Source organism: Pseudomonas sp. PICF6, assembly GCF_009831705.1.
Classification (GTDB): Bacteria; Pseudomonadota; Gammaproteobacteria; order Pseudomonadales; family Pseudomonadaceae; genus Aquipseudomonas; species Aquipseudomonas rhizophila.
Genome location: NZ_WUUD01000004.1, coordinates 13,430 through 15,100, shown reverse-complemented (window position 1 = coordinate 15,100; position 1,671 = coordinate 13,430). Strand labels below are relative to the sequence as shown.

Here is a 1,671-nt window from a genome sequence, read left to right as displayed (position 1 = left end):
GCCAACAACTCCAGCGGCAAGACCGGCGCCGATTACCAGGTGACCTTCACCGAAGGCACCACCGGTCCGGGCGTGTCCATCGGCGACACCGACCTGAAAATCACCGACCCGGACAGCACGATGCTGACCGGCGCCACCATCGTGCTGACCAACCGTCAGCCCGGCGATGCGCTGAACCTGGGTAACAGCGTCAACGGCATCAGCATCAACGCCAACAGCACCAACGGCACGGTCACCCTGACCCTGTCGGGCAATGCGACGCTGGCCGACTACATGCAGCAAATCAAGAACATCAGCTTCACCAACAGCAGCGACGACCCGAGCACCGTGCCGCGCATCATCACCGTGACGGTGACCGACGGCACAAACTACTCCAACACGGCCACCACCACCGTGAACGTGGTCGGGGTCAACGATGCGCCGGTCGCAACCGGCGGCGCGGTGACCGGTACCGAAGACACCTCGTTGATTCTTGGCTGGTCGACCTTTGGTGTCAGCGATGTGGACAGTTCGGCATCCAGCCTTGGGGTAAAAATCACCGGACTGCCCGCTGACGGCAAGTTGCAGTATCTGGACGGTGCAACGTGGAAGGACGTGGCCAACAACCAGACCTTCACCAAGGCCGACATCGACGCCGGCAAACTGCGCTTCACACCGGATACCAATGAGTCCGGCGCCAACGGCAACGCGAACGGCGTGGGCGATCAGAAATCCGATTACGCGCAGATCAAGTTCCAGCCAACCGACGGTCAGGCGCTGGGCACTACCGGCACCGTGAAGATCGACATCACGCCGATCGCTGACGCACCGACCCTCAACGTAGCCGGGAACGCCGTGACCTCCACTGGCCTGGTCAAGGAAGTCTGGACCGGTCTGTCGGGCCTGGGCACCGATGGCAGCGGCGCGCCGTCCGGTACGCTGAAGTCGGTGATCGATGCCGCCGGAACCCCCAACAGCAGCACCACCGTGAACAACGTGCAGTCCGACAGCAACGTGAATCCGGGCACCGCGTCGAAAACCTCGGGCCTGATTTTCCTCGAAGCTGGCAAGACCTACACCTTCAGCGGTACCGGCGATGACAGCCTGTTGGTGACCATCGGTGGCAAGGATGTCGCGGGCATCACCTGGGGAGCGGGCGGCAAGCTCAATGGCTCGTTCACCCCGACCACCAGCGGCTACTACACCCTGGACATCTACCACCACAACCAGACCGGCCCGGGCAGCTATGACGTGAACCTGTCGGTCAACGGCAGCACCCCGACCGACCTGAGCAGTGCCGGCGTGCCGCTGTACACCGGCGTGGCTGATCTGGTGAATGCGGGCGTGACTGTTTCGGACCTGCACGGCACCAATGGTGAAGGCTACTACGACGGCTTCAAGCTCAACGAAGGCGCCGAAGGCGGCAGTGTGAACCTGTCGAAGATCACCACGGCGCTGACCGATACCGACGGCTCCGAAAGCCTGAGCGTGAAAATCGGCGGGATCCCGGAAGGCAGCGTGCTGAGCGACGGTGCCGGCCACACGGCGACCGTGGGCAGCAATGGCGAGGCCTCGGTCACCGGCTGGAATCTGGGCAGCCTGACCCTGACGCCACCGACCTACTACAACGGCCAGTTCAACCTGACCGTAACCTCGACTTCCACCGAAGCCCTCGGCGGCTCGGCAACCACC

Annotated in this window: 1 protein-coding gene; it reads left to right on the top strand. The window is 63.3% G+C overall.

Translation table 11 applies throughout. The annotated features are described in order from the left end of the window. The coding region (locus GSM73_RS26755) for a cadherin-like domain-containing protein (RefSeq protein ID WP_256676669.1) at positions 1 to 1,671 on the top strand (1,671 nt) is incomplete at both ends.